Raw genomic sequence first — 17,063 nt, forward strand, 5'->3', positions numbered from 1 at the left:
ACGACGATCACGTGCGAAAGTGGTCTGACGGACAGGCTCGCGCAAGGAGGCGCTCAATGCCCAGGTTGAGGTTCGGCTACTTCATCGCACCGTTTCACCGTGCGGGTACCAACCCGACGCTGGCGTTACAGCGCGACCTGGAATTCGCCGAGCATCTCGACGCTCTCGGCTTCGACGAGGTCTGGTACGGCGAACATCACTCGGCGGGCAGCGAGATCATCAGCTCGCCGGAGATCTTCATCGCCGCTGCGGCCGAACGGGCGAAGCGGATCCGGTTCGGCACCGGGGTGATCTCGCTGGCCTATCACAACCCGCTGTGGGTCGCCGACCGGCTGATGCTGCTCGATCACCTGACCCACGGCCGCGTCATCGGGGGAATGGGACCGGGCTCGCTGCCCAGCGACAGCGCGATGATCGGGCTGACGCCGACCGACACCCGTGAACTACTGGAGACCAACCTGGACATCGTCGTGCGCCTGCTGGCGGGGGAGACGGTGTCGGCGAAGACGCCCACGCACGAATTGATCGACGCACGACTGCAATTGGCGCCGTACTCCGACGGCGGCATTCCGTTGGCGGTGGCGGCCGTCGCGTCACCGACAGGCGCCCGGCTGGCGGGTAAGCACGGCATCGGTCTGCTGTCGATCGGGGCGACATTGGTGGTCGAAGGGTTCGACGCGCTCGCGTTTCACTGGGGCATCGTCGAGGAGCGGGCGGCGACGTTCGGCACGCGGGCCGACCGCAACACTTGGACGCTGGTCGGGCCGATGCACATCGCCGAGACCGAGGAACAGGCCCGCGCCGACGTGCGATTCGGCATCGGGCCGTGGTTCCGGTACTTCCAGAAGGTCGCCGCCTTCCCGCAGATGACGATGCCGGGGGACCAGATCGACGAGATGATCGACATCATCAACGACGCGGGGGCCGGCGTCATCGGCACACCCGATCAGGCGCGGGCACAGGTGCAGCGGTTGTGGGATCAATCGGGTGGCTTCGGCTGCTTCCTGCAGATGGGTCACGAATGGGCGAATCCCGCGGCGACGAAGCGGTCCGCTGAACTGTTCGCCGCCGAGGTGATGCCGCACTTCCAGGGCCAGGCGCAACCGACGCTGGACGCCGCCGCGCGCGCCAGCGAGGTGCGTGACGACCTCGCCCAGACCCAGCTTCAGGCGATCGACCACATGACCAAGAAGTACCAGGACGAAGTCGACGCGAAATGAACCTCAGTGGCCTGCCGCGGCGATCAGATCGAGAACCTGCTTGGGCCCCAACGGCGACCCGGACACCGCGACGCCGAGCGGCGCCAGCGCGTCGGCCACCGCGTTGACCACCGCCGCGGGTGATGCGATGGCGCCGCCTTCGCCCATCCCCTTGACCCCCAACGGGTTCGGCCCCGGTGACTCGATGTGGCCGATCTCGATGGTCGGCGCCTCGGCCGCCGTCGGCACCAGATAGTCGACGAAGGTGCTGCTGAGCGGGTTGCCGTCGTCGTCGTACACCATGTGCTCGTAGAGCACACCGCCGACGCCCTGTACCACGCCGCCGCACACCTGGCCCTCGACCACTTTCGGGTTGATCATCCGGCCGCAGTCCTCGCTGACCACGTAGCGCAGGATCGCCACCCGTCCGGTGTCGACGTCGACCTCGCAGGTGCAGATGTGGCACGCGTTGGAGAACGTGAACGGCGGCGCCTTGAATCGATGTGAAGCCTCCAGCCCCGGCGCCGTGCCCGCAGGCAGCATGTCGTGCCCGACATAGGCCAACTGGCCGACTTCGGTGAAGCTGATGCCCTTGGTCGCCGTGCCGCGCACGAACACGCGACTGTCGTCGACCTCGAGGTCCTCAACGGCGGCTTCCAGTGCGTCGGCGGCGATTTCGAGTAATTTCGACCGCAGTTCGATGGTCGCCTGGGCCACCGCGTTGCCGCAGAGCACCGCGGTGCGGCTGCCCCCGGTGCCCGCGCTGTACGGGGTGGCGGCGGTGTCGCCCTGGATGACGGTGACGTCGTCGGGCGCGCAGCCCAGGTGCTCGGCGACCACCTGCTTCATCGTCGAGACGATGCTCATGCCGGTGCTGCAGCTACCCAGCAACACCGTGACCTTGCCGCGGTGGTCCATGCGCACCACCGCGGCCTCGGTACCAAGTCCGCCGACGGCGATCGCCGACGGCTCAACGCACAGGCTGATACCGATGCCGAGGTAGCGCCCCTGCTCGCGAGCCGCCGACTGTTCGGCACGGAAGCCGTCGTAGTCGATCATCGACGCGGCCTGCTCGAGCGTCTCGGCCGGGGTGATCGAGTCGAAGCACATCCCGCTGGGCAGTGTGTACGGCAGGTCCTCGGCACGAATCACGTTGCGGCGACGCAGTTCCAGCGGGTCGACGCCGACCTGGCGTGCCGCGGTGTCCATCAACTGCTCGATGCCCACCGCATACATCAGGAACGGGCCGCGGTACGGGGCCTTGCCGCAAGTATTCGTGTACACCGCCGCACCCGCGAAACCGGTCGTGGGAATCTTGTAGGCGTTCGACAGAAACGGCGCCACGAAGGCGGCCATGCCCGACGATCCCATGGTCTGGTAGGCGCCGATGTTCTCAACGTATTCGCCGCGGATGGCGGTGATGGTCCCGTCCGCGTCCAACGCCATCGACAGGTCCATCTTCTCGTCGCGGGCGTGGGCTGCGGCCGTCAGGTTTTCGCGGCGATCCTCGAGCCAGCGCACGGGACGGCCAAGCAGGGTAGCGGCGAGCACGACCGCCCATTCGTCGCGGCCCAAGGCCATCTTCTGGCCGAATCCGCCGCCGACATCCGGTTGCATCACCCGTATCTGGTTGCTGTTGATATCGAGCAATCCGGCGAGAAAGGCCTGCACCTCGTGCGCGCTCTGGGTGGCACTCCACACGGTCAGGGTCTGCCCATAGGGTTCCCAGTCGGCGATGATGCCGCGACATTCCATCGGCACCTGCACGTAGCGGTGCATCACGATGGTGTCGCGCACCACGTGTGCGGCGTCGGCGAAAGCCTGCTCGAGTTCGGGGGCGCCGAAGAACGGAATGGAGGCCGGGGTATTGGTGCCGAGTTCCGGATGCACCAGCACGCTGTCGTCGGTGCGTGCGGCGTCGAGGTCGACCACCGGATCCTGGGGCTCGATGTCCAACTCGATCAGTTCGACGGCATCCTCTGCGAGGTAACGGTTCTCGGCCACGACGATGGCGATCGGGTCGCCGACATAGCGGACGTCGTTCTCGGCAAGGCAGTATTTCGGCGGATACGGTGCTTCCGGCAGGGCGGCCAGGGAGGTGTTGTGCACGAGCGGATTCAGGTCGGCGGCGGTGTACACGGCCCGCACACCCGGCGCCGACCGGGCCGCCGTCACATCGAGTCCGACGATGCGGCCGCGTGCCACCTCGCTGCGCAGGAACGCGGCATCCGAGACGCCGGGAACCACCACGTCGCCGATGAAGCGACCGCGACCGGACAGCAGCCGCGGATCCTCCGAGCGGGCGATGGCCTGCCCCATGAATCGCCCGGCGGTCACGACGGACTCCCGTTGTTCGCTGCGCGTTTCACCGCGGCGACGATGCCCTGATAGCCGGTGCAGCGGCACAGGTTTCCCGACAGCGCCTCCCGGATCTCCTCGTCCGACGGGTTCGCATGCTCTTTGAGGAAGGCGTGCGCCGAGACCACGAAACCCGGTGTGCAGAAACCACATTGCAGCCCGTGTTCGGACTGGAAGGCCGCCTGGATCGGGGTCAGTTCGCCGTTGCGTTCGGACAGGCCCTCGATCGTCGTCACCTCAGCGCCGTCGGCCTGGGCTGCGAACATCAGGCAGGAGCGCACCGCCTCACCATCCAGCAGCACCGTGCAGGCCCCGCAGACCCCGTGTTCGCAGCCGAGGTGGGTGCCCGTCAGGCACAGGTCGTCGCGCAGGAAATCGGCCAATGTCCGCCGGGCTTCGACTGTCCGGACACATCGTTCACCGTTGACGGTCACGGTCACTGCGACTTCACGCATGCTTCGCCTCGTCGATCGCGGCCGCAAGCACTTGCGGGACAAGTGTTTTGGCCATTCGTTTGCGTTGCTGGCCCGATGCGTGCAAGTCATCGGGCGGATCGAGGGTGGATGCCAGTTCGGCGCCCAGTTCGGCGAGGTCCAGGTCGTCCACCGTCGACCCGGTCATCGCCGCTTCTACGGTCGAAGCCCGTATCGGCACACTGTCGACGCCGAACAGCGCCAGCGCAGCTCTGCTCACCCGCTGGCCGTCGAGTTGGACACCGCACACCGCGCCGCACATCGCGAAATCGCCCGCGCGGCGAGCCACCTCAGCCACGGCCCAACCACAGCGTCCCAACCACACCGGGAATTGCGCCGCCACCAACACCTCGTCGGGTTCGATGGCCGTCGTCCACGTCGACCGGAAGAAGTCCGAAGCCGGGATGCTTCTGCGGCCGGTCGGGCCCGCGACCTCGAGTGAGGCGTCGAGCGCGAGCGCCACCGCGGGATACTCCGCGGCCGGGTCGGCATGTGCGAGTGAGCCGCCGACCGTGCCGCGGTTGCGGATCTGGTAGTGGCCGATGTGCGAGGTGGCCTTGGCGAGCAGTGGCACCGCGGCGGCGTCGTCGCTGCGGGCGAGGGCGGACTGCGTGGTCATGGCTGCGACGCGCACCGACCCGTTCTGCGCGGTGATGCCGCGCAGGTCCGCGATCGCCCGCATGTCGACGAGGTGCTCAAAGCGCGAAAGCCGCAACGAGAGCAGCGGAATCAAGCTCTGACCGCCCGCGAGGACCTTGGCTTCGTCGCCGTGCTGCCCTAGCAGCCCGATCGCCTCGGTGAGATCTCCCGGGCAGTGATAGTCGAAGGCCGCCGGCTTCACAGAGTCCCCCCAGGTTCCCCTGGATAACGAATCGATCCACGCCCGAGCGAAGCATCGCACATCCGCGACGGCCAGGTGCACAGATCGCGAAGGTCGTCAGCTCACCGCGGCGCGGCGCTCGCCTCGGTCACGATGTCGGGTTCGCGCTCCTGGTGTCGTCGGGTGGCCAGCAGACAACCCGCCATGATGAGGGCCAGCGCGGCGACGTTGAACGCCGTCAACGGCTCGTGCAGCACGATGACGCCCGCCGCCAACGCAACCGCAGGGTTGATGTAGGTGAACACCAACGCGCGGGCCGCCCCGACCTCGCGGATGAGGGCGAAGAACACGATGAACGCCAGCGCCGTGCAGATGATCGCGAGCCCGGCGAGCGCCAAAAGCACACGCGTCGACGGCATCTCGTCCGGCCAGGTGGCCGCCGCAGGCCCGGCGTAGACCAGGGCGGCGAAGCCGAGGCAGACCGCGGTCATGGGCAGCGCAGGCACGTCGGCGAGATGGCGGGCGGCGATCAGCGGCGCGATCGCGTAGCACGTCGCCACCAGGAGCACCTCGATGATCGGCCAGGTGCTGCCGCCGATGTGGGGGCCTGCCAGTACGGCGACGCCCGAGATGCCGACACCGAGGCCGATGATGCGCTTGTAGCCGAGGCGCTCACCGCCGGTGAACCGGTCCAGCACCGCGGCGATGATGGGTGAGGCGGCGATCAGCAGACCGGTCATCGAGCTGGTCAGGTGGCGTTCGGCGTCCGAGAGCAGCCACCACGCGGCGATGATCTCGAAGAACGCGAACCCCAGCAGCGCCTTCCAGTGGTTCCGCACGATCGTCACGGTCTGCCGCGAGAACGCCAGGGGCAGCAGCACCGCGGCGCCGACCGCCGTTCGGGCCAGCACCAGCACCGGCACCGAGACGCCTTCGACGGCGATCTTGATCATCAGGTACGGGATGCCCCAGATGACGCTCATCGCGAGGAACAGGATCCAGCCGCGCGAGCTCACGTAGTTACCCTACGAAACGTGGACAAGCGAAATTCCCGCGTGGCCGACGCGGTGGCCGCGGCCGGCATCGAGCCCAATGTCAGGATCCTCGATGCCGACGCGAAGACCGCGGTCGCGGCGGCAGCGCAATTGGGCTGCGAGGTCGGAGCGATCGCGAACAGCCTGGTGTTCGACTGCGACGGCGAACCGCTGCTGGTGATGTCCAGCGGCGCGCACCGCGTCGACACCGACCTGGTGGCCCGTGCGCTCGGCGCCGTCGCGATCCGCAAGGCCGATCCACGGTTGGTGCGCAGCGCGACCGGCCAGGTGATCGGCGGGGTCGCCCCGACCGGGCACCCGAGCCCGCTGCGCACCGTTGTCGACGAGACGCTGGCGCAGTATCCGGTGATCTGGACCGCGGCAGGCACCGCCGACTCGGTGATGTCGATGACGTATGAACAGCTGCTGGTGCTGACCGACGGCAAGGCGATGCCGGTGCGCTGATTGGTGCGCTGATTGTTGCGCGAACGTGGGTTACCCGCACGCTTGAGGCGCAGAAAGTGTGCGGGTAACCCACGTTCGGCGCTCAGTTTTTGGTCAGCTCCGCGTAGCGCGCGACGTGGTAGTCGGTCGAGCCGAATTCGTACTGCAGCGCGGTGAGCCGTTTGAAGTAGTGGCCGATCGCCAGTTCCTCGGTCATGCCCATCCCGCCGTGCAACTGCACCGCCTGTTGACCGACGAAGCGCGCCGCCCTGCCGATCGTCGCTTTCGCCGCCGACACCGCCTTGGCGCGCGTGTCGACGTCCGCCTCGAGGTTCAGCACCGCGAGGTATACCGCCGCGACAGCCTGTTCGACCTCCATGTACATGTCGACCATCCGGTGTTGCAGCACCTGGAAGCTGCCGATCGGTTGGCCGAACTGCTGGCGCTGTTTGCAATATTCGACGGTGTCGGCCAACACTTTTTGCATCAAGCCGACAGCTTCGGCGCAGACCGCCGCCGCGCCCTCGTCACGTGCCTGCGCCAGCGACGGCCACGCTTGTCCCTCCTCGCCGAGCAAGGTTGCTGGCACACCGTCGAACCGGAGGTCGGCGGCGCGCCGGTCGTCGACGGTCCGATAGTGGTGCGCCTCGATCGCTGACCAGTCGGCGTCGAGGAGGAACAGCGACAATCCGCCTGGTGTGCGCGCGGTGACCAGAAGGTGCGTCGCCAGCGGCGCGCTCATCGCGACGATCTTCACACCGCGCAAAGACCATGTGGCCCCGGTCTTTTCGGCGACCGTCGACACCTGTTGCCAATGGTCGCCGGTGTCGGCCTCCGCGGCGGCCAACGCCACGATCGCGGTCCCGGCCACCACCTTCTCCAGCAGTGCCGTGGCCGCCGCGCCACCGGCGCGACGCAACAGACCGCCGGCCACCACGACCGTGTCGACGTACGGCTCGACCACCAGCGCGCGCCCCAGCGCTTCGGCGATCACCATGACTTCGACTGGGCCACCGCCTATTCCGCCCATCTCTTCCGGCAGTGCGGCACCCAGGATGCCGAGCTCGTCGGCGAATCCGCGCCAGATGTCGGGCTGCCAGCCTGCGCCGGTCTTGGCGGCGGCGCGACTCTTCTCGAGGTCATAGCGCGTCGACAGAAACTTGCCGAGCCCGTCGCGCAGCAGTTCTTGTTCCTTGGTCAGATTGAAGTCCATTTACAACCCCAGGGCCGCTTTGGCGAGAATGTTGCGCTGAATTTCGTTGCTGCCGGCGTAGATTGAGCCAGCCCTGTCGTTGAAGTAACGAAGTGGTGCCACCGCCTGCCATGGCTCACCGCTGACATAGCCGTCGGGTGGCGGCTCGTACTCCGAGATGGGACCACCGGGCCATGTCGCGTGCGGTTGGTAGACCCGTCCGCGCGGACCGGCGGTCTCCATCGCCAGCTCGGTGAGTGACTGACTCAGCTCGGTGGCCAGCACCTTGAGCATCGACGCGCCGGGTCCGGGATGGCCGCCTCCGGCAAGCGCGGCCAGCACCCGGTATTCGAGGATTTCGAGGACCTCGGTGCGGATGCGCGCATCGGCGAGCTTGCGTGCGAACGCCGGATCGTCGATCAGTCGGCCACCGCCAGGCGCCGGCTGATCGGCGGCCTTCGTCGCGATCTCCTCCGCCATCACCTGCAGCGCGGGCGACGCTGCGCCACCGCCTCTTTCGAACTCCAGCAGATACTTCGCGACGGTCCAGCCGTCGTCGATCCGGCCGAGCACGTTCGCCTTGGGCACCCGCACCTCGTCGAAGAAGACCTGATTCTGGATCTCCTCACCGGACGTCATCACCAGTGGCCGGATCTCGATGCCCGGTGTGGTCATGTCGATCAGGATGAACGTGATGCCCTGCTGCTTCTTCTGTGTTCTCGACGTGCGGACAAGGGCGAACATCCAATTCGCCTCACCCGCGTGCGTCGTCCAGATCTTGCTTCCGGTGCATATCAAGTCCCCGGCCGCTTCATCGACGACCGCGGCCATCGACAGCGCCGCAAGATCTGAACCCGCCTCGGGTTCCGAGTAGCCCTGGCAGAAGAACACCTCGCCGGTGAGGATCCGGGGCAGGAAGAAGTCCTTCTGGGCGTCGGTGCCGAACTTGATGATCGCGTGGGCGACCATCCTGATACCCATCGGGGACAACGAGGGCGCCCCGGCGAGTTGTGACTCACGGCTGAAGATGTAGTGCTGGGTCAGGCTCCAGTCGCAGCCGCCGTATTCGACCGGCCACGCGGGCGCCGCCCAGCCCCGCTCGTGCAGGATCCGCTGCCACTGCATGCTCGCATCGTGGTCGGCGTACACGCTGGTCATCAGGCGGCCTGCCTGCCGCAGTTCGGGCGTCAGCTTTTCCTTCAGGAACGCGCGCACCTCGTCGCGAAACGCCGAATCGCTCGCCGACCATGTGAGGTCCATGGCTCTCCCTTGTCTGTCGGAGGACTGCAGACAGAGTAAACCTAGTTAGTTATGTGGGCTACGTGGGGTGGTGGCTAAGTTAATGACCGTTCACGTGTTGCGTCGCGTCGGGGGCGCGAGATCTTGTTGGCAGGCGGATGGTCGGGTGCGGGTTAAACCCCGATCACGGTGACGGCGTCGGTGTGCAACGGCCATAATCGGGGGCGTGGAGCGGCGCCGAGAGGACCTGGACGGTCAGGATCCGATGACGCTGCTCAGGGAGCTACCGGCCTTGGTGGTGCTGGAGCGGTTTCCGGTCCCGGTGCTGGCCATCGCCGAGGACGGCGCCATCCTGTTCGCGAACGCGGCGTTCGCCGACATGCTCGGCTACCCGGCCGAGGCGGTCACGGCGTTGAAATTCCGCGAGATCTTTCACACTCTGCCCGCCGACGATTCCGCTGTTTCGGTCGTGCGCGCACACGCGAATCTGATTGTCGAACTAGTCCATTCCGACCGGTCCATCGTGCGCGCGCGGATGAGCAAGTCGGCCCTGTTGCGCGGCGACGATCCGGTGGCGCTTGCCACCTTCCAGGATCTGACCGAGCGACTGTGGGCCGAGGAACTCTAGTCAGTCAGCCACTGGATTAGGGGAGCGGCGCATCACCTCGCGCGCCAGGTACTCGGTGAAGTACGGCAGCGAGTCGGTAGTCACGATCCCCGGCAACAGCACCTGCCACACCCTGGTCACGCGGATCAAGACGTCGGCCCCCGCCGTGATGGCACTGGCCAGCAGTTCGGCCCCCAGCAGCGCGCCGATGATCGTCTCGCCGACCGCTTGCGGATCGGTGTCTGCACGTACGTCGCCTTCATCGATCGCCTGTTGCGTGTACCGCGTCATCTCGGTTGTCCAGCCGGTGTAGGTGCGCGCCGCGACGTCGTTGAACTCCCCGAAGGCCCGCAGGAGTTGCGTTCCGCTGCGGGCGATCTGGTCGGCAGCCATCAGGTCCGCGACGACGAAGACGCCGTGGATGATGTTCTCCAGCGCCGGCGCAGACGAGCTGGTGATGCTGCGAAACGCCTCGGCGAGACGGGCGTTGCCCTCCATGATGATCGCGGTGGCCAGCGACTCCTTGGATTCGAAGTGGTAGTACAGTGCGCCTTTCGTCATCTCGGCGCGTTCGATGATGTCGCCCAATCCCGCGGCCGGGTAACCGATTTCGTTGAACACCTCGACTGCGGAGGCGATGATTCGTCTGCGGGTGGCCTCGGACCGCGCTTGGCGCACCATTGTCCGAGTACCTCCAGAAACTCCGTCGACCGTCCTGGATCGGCCTGGCCTAGGGCATCCTAACCTAGAACAGTTTCCTCGATCGGTGTCGCGTTCTTCTGCGCAACGGCGGTGCGCCGCTTGAGGAACTGAAGCAGGTAGTCGATCCGATCCGGCTCGGCGAATCCGTTCAACGCCAGCACCCAGAGGTTCTCCAGGTCACTCAAGAACTGCGCAGGCTGTGCCAGGCTGCTGGTCTGACGCAACCCCAGGTACATCGACACCAGAAGCTTGGCGATGCTGCGCGGGTCGCGCCCTTCGATGATGTCCCCGTCCCGGATGGCTTTTTCGGCGATCGCCGTGAACGCGTCCGCCCACTGTCCGAGGACGTGGGCCTGCAGGCCGTCGCTGCGGCCGACGGACTCGAGCAGATTCAAGCCGGCCCGGGCGACCTCGTCCCCGATGTCTTCGACGGCGACCAGATAGACGATGTCGATCAGGGTCTCCAGCCCCGACAGCTTGCGGGCCAGCAGGCCGTCGACGGACGCCGACGCCAGCTCGAACCGGTGCTCGACGATCGCCGCCGCCAGCGCGTGCTTGGACCGGAAGTGGAAGTACATCGCACCCTTGGTGACCTCCGCGTCGGCCAGAATGTCGTCGAGGCTGACCAGGCTGTACGACTTGCGCGCGAACTGTCGAGACGCCGCGCGGAGAATCTGTTGCCGCGTGGTGTCGGCTCGCCTGTCGAGCTGTTCGGTCACATCCCAGCCTCGAAATCTGGACGGTGGCTCCGGTCGAGTAATCGTGCTTTCCGTAAATAGGTCAATTCTGTCGATTCTTTCACCCGATGCGTATTACCCGCAGGTTCGGGCGTCCCGCTTTTGCAGGGCAAACCCCTCAACGACCCTCCTCGGCGAACTTCGGATGTGCTGACGGGGCAAAGCTGACGGTCAATACTTTAAGTCATTTGTAGGACTGCATATCAGCCAAAAAGTATGTAAGGTACACATTGTGATGACTGGCGGTCCGGTCAACGGGGGGCGGCTCCAAAGGGTTGATCCCAAGGTCAGCGCGTGCGTTTACGCGCCCATAACGCTATCGCCGAGCAAATCCCGGTGGTATTTTCGTCCCGTTGCCATAGTCCGCGTTGGCAAACCCCCTCGAACCCCTGCGCGGGCTGTGGCAACTTCGTGTCGGCCGTTTGCACTACCCGCAGGATTTGTCGAGCGTGTCCGCCCGAACTCAACGGTCATCACCTCCCAAACCGCAGCGGAGCACTCGCCGGCGGTGCAGATATCGACCGATTTAGCAATACCGAGGTAATTAACGGTGAAGTGGGACTTAGAAGTCGACGTGGTGTGTACCGGCGCAGGGGTTGCTGGGCTGGCGCACTCGGTGGCGGTTGTCGACATGGACGGCGAGGTGTTCGTCGCCAGTGCCGACGACGCCCGATCCGGCGGGACACCGGTAGCGGTCCGGTCGCGTGTCGACCGACTGCACTGGCTCGATCTGCACGTTTCGGATCCGGAGACCAACGAATACTTCGCCGCCTTGTCATCCGACCTGGGTCCGCTGACCAGGTTCGCGGGAGACGTCGACCTGCCTATCCGCGTGGTGGAGCAGGCCCAACCGGTGCAGGCACGCGGCGCCGTCCCGCCCTTCGTCGGGGCCAGGCTGCGCGACTGGGCGGCGCGTTGCCTGGTGTCGCCCTACGGTTATCTCTCCACCCGGGTGGTGGACTGGCAGTCGACCACGTTGCGCACTGCCGACGGTGAGGCGATCGAGGTCGCCGAGATCGGATCGATCGCGCCGGATCCGGACAACGTCGGTGGCTCAGTGATGGAGTGGCTCACCGCCAAGGCGCGTGACCGCGACATCGAGGTCTCTCACGCGACGTCACTGGAGCGCATCGTCTTCGAGGAGGGCGAGGTGCTCGGCGCCGAGTTCATGACGCCTGACGGTCGACTGGCCGTGCGTGCGCGGCATGGTGTGACGGTCGCCGCAGGCGGGCCGCAGGCCGCCACCGGTGCCGGTCGGCCGCTACCCGCCGACGCCGCTCTGCGTCTGTGTCTGGTCAGCCGACCCGCCAGCCGCTTCGGCCGTCTGGAACTGCTGAGCTCTGAGCCGCTTCCCAAAAGTGTCGCCTCCACATGCCGCGCAATGAGCAGGCGGTTGCCCGCGAACATGCGCGAGGCGCACACCCGCCTACAGACGTTGCGCTGCGGAAAAGTCGACGGGTATCCGGCCCCTGGCCAGTAGGGATTCCATCACGTCGCCGGCTACCGGCCGCGACAACAGGAACCCCTGCGCCCGGTAGCAGCCGTGCCGAAGCAGCGTGAGGGCGGCCGTCTCGGTCTCCACGCCCTCGGCGACCAGTTGCAGCCCGAACGCTTCCGCCAATGCGATGATGGCGCGCACGATCGCGAGGTCTCCCGGGTCGGAGCCCAGATCGCGCACGAAACTCCTGTCGATCTTGAGCGTGTCGACCGGAAGTGACTTCAGGTGCGACAGCACGCTGTATCCGGTGCCGAAGTCGTCGATCGCAACCTGCAGGCCAGCCCGCTTGAGGCCGGCCAAGGTGATGCGGGTGGTCTCGATGTCCTGCACCACAACGCTTTCGGTGATCTCCAGGCAGACCGAGCCACCGTCGAGCCCGAATTCGGCGATGATGTCCGCGACGGTGTCGACGAAACCGTCGGTGACCAGTTGAACCGGTGACACGTTGATGCGCAGCACCGCTTCGTGTCCCACTCCGCGCGAGCGCCACTGGGCAAATTCGGCGCACGCTGCGCGCATCACCCAGCGGCCCAATTCGCCTGCGAGATTTATCGATTCGGCAACGCCGATGAACGAGTCCGGGGACAGCAGCCCGCGGGTGGGGTGCTCCCACCGCACCAGTGCCTCGGCTGCCAGGATCTCACCGGTGCGCATGTCGACCTCGGGCAGGTAGTGCAGCATCAGCAAGCCGTTCTCGATCACACTCTGCAGGTGAAGCTCGATGTCGTTGCGGAACTCGCTGTCCAGCGACATCTGGTCGGAGAACACCGCGACTTTGTTGCCGCCGGAGTTCTTGGCCGTCAGCACTGCCTGGTCGGCGCGCCGCAGCAGATCCGAGGTGGTGTCGCGGCCCGGAACGCCAAGCGCCACACCGATACTGACCGTGCGAGTGAGCATCTCACCATCGATGGCGACCCGTTCGCGCAGCGTCGACTGCAGGCGGTAGGCCAACGCCTCCGCCGTCTCGGCGTCCATCGGTGCGGCGGGCACCACGACGAATTCGTCGCCTCCGAGACGGGCGATCAGAGTGGGGCCGTCGACGCCTCCGCGCAGCCGTTCGGCGAGGACGCGAATGAACCAGTCGCCTGCGGTGTGGCCGAGATAATCGTTGATGGCCTTGAGCCGGTCCAGGTCGAAGAACAACGCTGACACCGGCCCTTGCTCTCCCGGGGCGAGCCGGGCGTCGAGATGCGCCAACAAGGCGCGGCGGTTGTGCAGTCCGGTCAGATCGTCGTGCTCGGCGAGGTAGCGGAGTTGTTCTTCGGCAAGCACCCGGGCCTGCACCTGTGCGAACAACGAGGCGATCGCTTTGAGCGCGTTGAGTTCTTCCGGCGACCAGTCACGGTCGCCGAATTTGACGAACCCGAGCACGCCGGTGGTGACGTCACCGGACAGCAGCGGCACACATGCCATCGAGGTGGCCGCGACCTGTCTGCTGTCGTTGATGGTGCGCTGGTAGTCGTCGGTGGCAGGCTCCGGGCGAAAGACGATCGGTTCCTTTTGATGCTCACAGAGCGCGAAGACCGGGTCGGCGTCGGCGAAGTAGACGACGGCGAGGGGATCCGGGTCGGGGATACCGGGCCGGACCGGCCACTCGGCGACGAGGATGGACGCGCGGATGCGGTGATCATTGCGGCGCAGGAAGCTGACATCGACATCGAAGTACGCGACGAGATCGGCGAGCACCTTCTGGCTCACCTCGACCGACGTGGCGGCGTTGACTCCCATCAATTCGGTGGCCACTGATGTGACGACCATGTCCAGGTTGCTCGGCACCTGATCCTCCGTATCGGCGTCAGCCCCGCGGCGACGAAATTTAATGCAGCCCGCGTCGCCGGCTTGCCACCGACGGTCGCGGTGCGCGACTGAACCTGAGTACCAACACCTGTGACTCGCCCGCCGCGGTGTTGGCCAGCTTGCGGAAATTGTATTGCAGATCTTGAAGCTCCCCGGCGAAAGCGGGGGACAGCACGCGGAGGTCCTCGTCATCGTGCGCATAGAGAAACGGTGGCGAAACCGGTTGAACGGCAAGGTCGTGCTGTTGTGCTGCAATCCACACCGATTCGACGGCCGATCCGCCGCGCGCATAATCGGTCAGGCTGTGGCCATCCACGGACACCACGGCGAGCGCGGCGCACTCGCGCACGCGCTGACAGGTGTCGTCGCCCAACGCGAATCCGGCGTTCCACGCCGCGAGGTTGGCCATCACCTCCGGCCGCCGCAGGATGTCGAGCATGACCAGATCCGCGGGGTCCAGTTCGAGGCTGCGGACATCGATACCGGAGTCCGGCGACGGATCACCCGGCATGCGCAGTTCCGCGAACATCTCCGCGTGCAACCGTGGCGTCAGGTACCGGATGCGGTCGGCGGCGGCGAGGATGGTCGCGGCTCGTTCGAGGTCTGCTGTCTGGCTGAGGATTTCGAGGCGCGCACCTTCGTTTCGGGCGGCCGTCCCGAGCGCTTCGACGGTGTGCTCGGCGATGGGCACGCGATCGCCGCGGTGCCGGTTCGTCTCCCTGCTCAACATGGCGTCGTAGAGCGGTGCGAGTTCGTGGTCGTCACCCGGCGCGAGATGGAGAACCGCGATCAGTGGCGACGCCTCGTCACCGGGTTGAAAGTTCACATCGCCGACCAGACCGTGCGCGGTCGCAGCCACGCGTGCATTGAAGGTCGCCGCCCCCACCGCGACGGCGCTGGCCCGGTAACGCACGTCCATCGCCGTCGTGTGCTCGGGGGCCAGTTTGATCGTCAGCGTGTCGGCACCCGCCTGGATGTGCCATGGCTGGGCATTGCCGCCCGAGGGTGCGCGGGCGGCAGCAGCGGTGATGCTCTCGGCGGGTCCTTGCGGTGCAACGTCGATGGCAGGCTCGTCGGTTGGCTGCGGTTCAGCAACCACCGGTTCGGTCAGCTTGTCGAGTGCTGCAGCGGTGTCGATGCGCACGCGACCGGAGGGCAACGGCTGGCGTAGTCCGATCCGTTTGACCGCTTCGGCAACCGCGGCGACATTGAGCGCGACTTCCGATGCGAGTTGCGGCCAGGTCGACAGCGTCTTACCGACCTCGACGAGTGAGGCCGCCATCCGCGGGGAGACTCTGGTGGCGTCCGTCATGCGAAGCGCATACGGAAGTTTGTCCTTACTGCTCAGGCCTGCAAGTCGCGAGGCATCAAGATCACCGACCAGGCCGTGCATGATGGGCCGTGCCGGGTCGAGGTCGAACCGCTCCACGTCCAGCAGGCCCCGGTCGCTGGTGGCCATCAGCACCGGCAGGCGTCGTGCTCTGGCGGCTTCGCGGACAAGGACTTTCGCGTCGAGCGAATCGCATTCCTCGATGAGGATGTCGATGTCGTCGAGGAAATCGTCGACCGTCTGCGCGGTGATGCCTGCCGTCATGACCGCGACAGGCAGATACGGGTCGAGTTCGGCGATTCTCCTGGCGCACACGACGGCCTTGTTCACTCCCAAGTCGAGGAGTGTCGCGGGCACGCGGTTGAGGTTCGACAGTTCGACGTCGTCGAAGTCGGTGAGTCGCAGTTCCCCGCAAAGCCCTTGTACGGCAAGGTTATAGGCGATCGCATGCCCGACGCTGAGGCCGACGACGCCGACGCGAAGCCGGCTGAGGCGGTCAAGCTCGTCGGTCGTGATCAGATTCCTGTTGCGGTCGAGGCGAACCAGCCGGAAGGCCTTGGGCCCGAGCGCGCTGACGACGGTCCTGCGCCACGGATAGTAGACCCACCTCGTGGCCTCCTCGGCCACCTCGGGTGACGGTGCCGGCCTGAGCCGGTGCAGCGCGGCCAACTGTAGCGGCGCGGTGTCGAGGAATTCGGTACTGCGGTCGGCTCGAAGTTCGGCCAGCATCGCATCGGACGCCGGATCCCCGACGCTGAGCACTATTCCGTTGCACTGCTGGCCGTCATCGATGCCAGAGGTCATCACATGGTTCCCGCGGTGGCGACGTCGGCGACCTGTGTGGCGATCTCCTTCTGCTCGGTGAAGAACATCGAAAGTTGTTTCGGGTCAGCATGGTTGGCGAAGGTCGCCCGGTCCCACCAAGCCAGCTTGGTTTGGTACCGCTCATCGGGATACGGTGTTGCCGGAATCTTGGTCGCCAACTGTCCGCCGGACGAAAGCCATCGCTTGAGCACATACTCCGCCGCGGTCGCGACGATGAACTGGATATCGAGAAGGTTCAGCGCATGAAGCGGGGTGCGGGAGATCGCGCTGGTGAGTTGTCTGCCGCGATCGGGATCGTCTGCCACCCATGCGGTTTTCATCTCGACGACGCCGAACGGCAGTCGGTCGGCCACCATTTTGCGTACCGCGTCCTGACCCGGTTGGCCGTTCCATTCGAGCAGTGCGTGGCATTCATCGGCGGACCCGTAAGGACCCCGTCCTCTCAGACCGGCGACGACGCGACCGGCGTCGTTGACGCAGGCCGCGAAGATCACCGTATCCTCGCCGCTTCGCAGCGCTTCCATGTCGAGCGCCCTTTCGACACCGTGTTTGCGGTAGCTCTGGCACGCACCCCGCACATAATCCAGCCAAAGTTCTCGCTCGACCGAAGGCTGCGCGAATACGATTCTGCACTCACTGGCTGGATCCCAGCAGCTCGGGCTTCGCTCTAGACTGACGAATTTGCGGCAGGTAGACGCGGACTGGGGAACGGTCATTCTTGTCCCTTCCTAGGGAAGCCTGTCAACAAAGGTGTTGTGGCTGGCTGACGCAGATCAGTATCACGCCACGAGTAACTCGGATTCCAGCT

General features: G+C 66.1%; 15 protein-coding genes. 4 read left to right on the forward strand and 11 right to left on the reverse strand.

Translation table 11 applies throughout. The annotated features are described in order from the left end of the window. Nucleotides 1–56 precede the first annotated feature (56 nt). Complete coding sequence (locus C1A30_RS14790; protein WP_101949003.1) at nt 57–1,220, forward strand: LLM class flavin-dependent oxidoreductase; 1,164 nt, start codon at nt 57–59, stop codon at nt 1,218–1,220. A 3-nt stretch (nt 1,221–1,223) separates the two neighbouring features. Here the strand turns inward: C1A30_RS14790 and C1A30_RS14795 are convergent, their stop codons facing one another. The 4 genes from C1A30_RS14795 to C1A30_RS14810 all read right to left on the reverse strand — a co-directional run bounded on the left by C1A30_RS14795 (nt 1,224) and on the right by C1A30_RS14810 (nt 5,866). Beyond that, nucleotides 1,224–3,536: a xanthine dehydrogenase family protein molybdopterin-binding subunit gene (locus C1A30_RS14795; RefSeq protein ID WP_101949004.1), complete on the reverse strand. Its 2,313-nt coding sequence runs from the start codon at nt 3,534–3,536 to the stop codon at nt 1,224–1,226. Next, nucleotides 3,533–4,012 (reverse strand): (2Fe-2S)-binding protein, encoded by a 480-nt coding sequence (locus tag C1A30_RS14800; protein ID WP_101949005.1) that lies wholly within the window; start codon nt 4,010–4,012, stop codon nt 3,533–3,535. The genes C1A30_RS14795 and C1A30_RS14800 overlap by 4 nt, the downstream gene beginning before the upstream one ends. Further along, nucleotides 4,005–4,871: a xanthine dehydrogenase family protein subunit M gene (locus C1A30_RS14805; protein ID WP_101949006.1), complete on the reverse strand. Its 867-nt coding sequence runs from the start codon at nt 4,869–4,871 to the stop codon at nt 4,005–4,007. Before C1A30_RS14805 ends, C1A30_RS14800 begins: the two co-directional genes overlap by 8 nt. 101 nt (nt 4,872–4,972) lie before the next feature. After that, the gene (locus C1A30_RS14810; protein ID WP_101949007.1) at nt 4,973–5,866 is read right to left on the reverse strand and encodes a DMT family transporter; all 894 of its coding nucleotides are present in this window, start codon (nt 5,864–5,866) and stop codon (nt 4,973–4,975) included. 18 nt (nt 5,867–5,884) lie between these two features. On the opposite strand from C1A30_RS14810, the gene C1A30_RS14815 reads away from it, so the two are divergent. Beyond that, nucleotides 5,885–6,349 (forward strand): YbaK/EbsC family protein, encoded by a 465-nt coding sequence (locus C1A30_RS14815; RefSeq protein ID WP_101949008.1) that lies wholly within the window; start codon nt 5,885–5,887, stop codon nt 6,347–6,349. Between the two features lie 82 nt (nt 6,350–6,431). On the opposite strand, the gene C1A30_RS14820 is transcribed toward C1A30_RS14815, so the two are convergent. Continuing rightward, a complete protein-coding gene (locus C1A30_RS14820; protein WP_101949009.1) occupies nt 6,432–7,541 on the reverse strand; it encodes an acyl-CoA dehydrogenase family protein in 1,110 nt (369 codons plus the stop codon). Further along, nucleotides 7,542–8,780 carry an acyl-CoA dehydrogenase family protein gene (locus C1A30_RS14825; RefSeq protein ID WP_101949010.1) on the reverse strand — a complete coding sequence of 413 codons (1,239 nt, stop codon included), beginning with the start codon at nt 8,778–8,780 and terminating at the stop codon, nt 7,542–7,544. A 244-nt stretch (nt 8,781–9,024) separates the two neighbouring features. Here C1A30_RS14825 and C1A30_RS14830 point away from each other — a divergent pair, with 244 nt between their 5' ends. Then, a complete protein-coding gene (locus C1A30_RS14830) occupies nt 9,025–9,387 on the forward strand; it encodes a PAS domain-containing protein (RefSeq protein ID WP_200828360.1) in 363 nt (120 codons plus the stop codon). On the opposite strand, the gene C1A30_RS14835 is transcribed toward C1A30_RS14830, so the two are convergent. Beyond that, nucleotides 9,388–10,047 carry a ScbR family autoregulator-binding transcription factor gene (locus C1A30_RS14835; protein WP_101949012.1) on the reverse strand — a complete coding sequence of 220 codons (660 nt, stop codon included), beginning with the start codon at nt 10,045–10,047 and terminating at the stop codon, nt 9,388–9,390. Between the two features lie 59 nt (nt 10,048–10,106). Beyond that, nucleotides 10,107–10,787: a TetR/AcrR family transcriptional regulator gene (locus C1A30_RS14840; RefSeq protein WP_101949013.1), complete on the reverse strand. Its 681-nt coding sequence runs from the start codon at nt 10,785–10,787 to the stop codon at nt 10,107–10,109. A gap of 568 nt (nt 10,788–11,355) precedes the next feature. Between C1A30_RS14840 and C1A30_RS14845 the strand changes: the two genes are divergently transcribed. Further along, nucleotides 11,356–12,285 (forward strand): FAD-binding protein, encoded by a 930-nt coding sequence (locus C1A30_RS14845; RefSeq protein ID WP_101949014.1) that lies wholly within the window; start codon nt 11,356–11,358, stop codon nt 12,283–12,285. On the opposite strand, the gene C1A30_RS14850 is transcribed toward C1A30_RS14845, so the two are convergent. The 3 genes from C1A30_RS14850 to C1A30_RS14860 are packed head-to-tail and all read right to left on the reverse strand — an operon-like array spanning nt 12,232 to nt 16,971. Continuing rightward, entirely contained in the window at nt 12,232–14,061 is a 1,830-nt protein-coding gene (locus tag C1A30_RS14850; RefSeq protein WP_369974160.1) for a putative bifunctional diguanylate cyclase/phosphodiesterase, read from the reverse strand. The genes C1A30_RS14845 and C1A30_RS14850 overlap by 54 nt on opposite strands. 58 nt (nt 14,062–14,119) lie before the next feature. Beyond that, the gene (locus tag C1A30_RS14855; protein ID WP_101949016.1) at nt 14,120–16,234 is read right to left on the reverse strand and encodes an Rv1355c family protein; all 2,115 of its coding nucleotides are present in this window, start codon (nt 16,232–16,234) and stop codon (nt 14,120–14,122) included. Next, the gene (locus C1A30_RS14860; RefSeq protein WP_101949017.1) at nt 16,234–16,971 is read right to left on the reverse strand and encodes a hypothetical protein; all 738 of its coding nucleotides are present in this window, start codon (nt 16,969–16,971) and stop codon (nt 16,234–16,236) included. The genes C1A30_RS14855 and C1A30_RS14860 overlap by 1 nt, the downstream gene beginning before the upstream one ends. Nucleotides 16,972–17,063 lie beyond the last annotated feature (92 nt).

The sequence above is a fragment of the Mycobacterium sp. 3519A genome, from assembly GCF_900240945.1.
In the GTDB taxonomy this organism is placed as follows: domain Bacteria; phylum Actinomycetota; class Actinomycetes; order Mycobacteriales; family Mycobacteriaceae; genus Mycobacterium.